The organism is Mesorhizobium sp. M7A.F.Ca.CA.004.12.1.1 (assembly GCF_003997835.1).
Lineage (GTDB): Bacteria > Pseudomonadota > Alphaproteobacteria > Rhizobiales > Rhizobiaceae > Mesorhizobium.
Genome location: NZ_RZRK01001155.1, coordinates 1 through 1,409, shown reverse-complemented (window position 1 = coordinate 1,409; position 1,409 = coordinate 1). Strand labels below are relative to the sequence as shown.

At 65.6% G+C, this 1,409-nt stretch carries 2 protein-coding genes; one reads left to right on the top strand and one right to left on the bottom strand.

Features of this window, described 5'->3' with window-relative positions:
• The first annotated feature begins 28 nt into the window (after nucleotides 1-28).
• Nucleotides 29-1,294, top strand: coding sequence for a CCA tRNA nucleotidyltransferase (locus EN984_RS34660; RefSeq protein WP_127269429.1), 1,266 nt, complete (start codon nucleotides 29-31; stop codon nucleotides 1,292-1,294).
• Nucleotide 1,295: 1 nt separating this feature from the next.
• Here the strand turns inward: EN984_RS34660 and EN984_RS34655 are convergent.
• Nucleotides 1,296-1,409 (bottom strand): DUF1059 domain-containing protein (locus EN984_RS34655; RefSeq protein WP_127384361.1); only part of this gene is annotated, 114 nt, incomplete at its 5' end.

The window sequence follows — 1,409 nt, the reverse complement described above, 5'->3', positions numbered from 1 at the left end:
TCCGTACCCTCTATGAAAGGCTTTATGCGTGAGTGTCTCGATCGCGGACAGGGCCGACTGGCTCGGCGACAAGCATCTGCAGCGCCTGCTGTTCGCACTGGCCGAAGGCGGTGAAGAGGCGCGAGTCGCCGGCGGCGCGGTGCGCAACACGCTGATGGGCCAGCCCGTCGCCGACATCGACATCGCCACCACCTGCCTGCCGCAGCAAACCCTCCGCCGCGCCGAAGCGGAAGGGTTCAAGGCGGTGCCAACCGGCATCGAACATGGGACAATCACCGTGGTTGCCGGCGGAAAACCTTATGAAATCACCACCTTGCGCGCCGATATCGAGACCGACGGGCGACGCGCGAAAGTGTCGTTCGGGCGCGACTGGAAGCTTGACGCCGAGCGGCGCGACTTCACCATCAATGCGCTCTATGCCGAGGCCGACGGCAGGGTTGTCGACCTGGTCGGCGGCATTGCCGACATCGAGGCACGCCGGCTGCGCTTCATCGGCGACCCGGAAGCGCGTATCCGCGAGGATTATCTGCGCATCCTGCGCTTCTTCCGCTTCTTCGCCTGGTACGGCGATGGACGGCCGGACGCCGAAGGGCTGAAAGCCTGCGCCCGGCTTAAGGAAGGGCTGGCCCAGCTTTCGGCCGAGCGCATCTGGTCGGAACTGAAGAAGCTCTTGTCGGCGCCCGATCCGTCACGGGCGCTGCTCTGGATGCGGCAGGCAGGCGTCTTGACCGCAGCGCTGCCGGAAAGCGAGAAATGGGGCATCGATGCCATCCATGGGTTGGCCAAGGCCGGGAAGGATCTGGGCTGGGCACCCGACCCGCTGCTCAGACTGGAAGCGATCGTGCCGCCCGATGCCGCTCGCATGAAGACGCTCGCCGAGCGGCTCAAACTCTCGACCGCCGAAGCGGATCGCCTGCGCCACTGGGCGCTTGCCACCGCCGTCGAGCCGAAGACGACCGAGGGCGAACTGGCGAAAAGGCTCTATCGCGGCGACCGGCAGGGGTTTGTCGACCGGCTGCGGCTGTCGCTTGCGGCAGCCAGAGTGCGCGCCGTCGAGGACAATGAGGCGCTGCTCGAAGCCGGTGGCTTTTCGCGCCAGCTTGCCTTCGCCACCAAATGGGAAAAGCCGTTGTTTCCGCTGAAAGGTGCCGATCTCACAGCGCTCGGCGCAACTCCAGGACCGAAACTCGGCGAAATCCTCAGGAATCTCGAGGCGGAATGGGTCGAAGCCGGGTTTACCCCTGATCGCGACGCGCTCCTCAAGCGCGCCGCCGAAGCTTTGAACGCCGGGTAGATCAGGCCGCGTCGCGGCTCTTTTCGATGCGCGAGCGGATCGCCTCGATCATCGTCTCGCGGATGACCGTCTCACCATGCGTCTCGCGCATGTGCTCGACGGCACGGCGCATGAC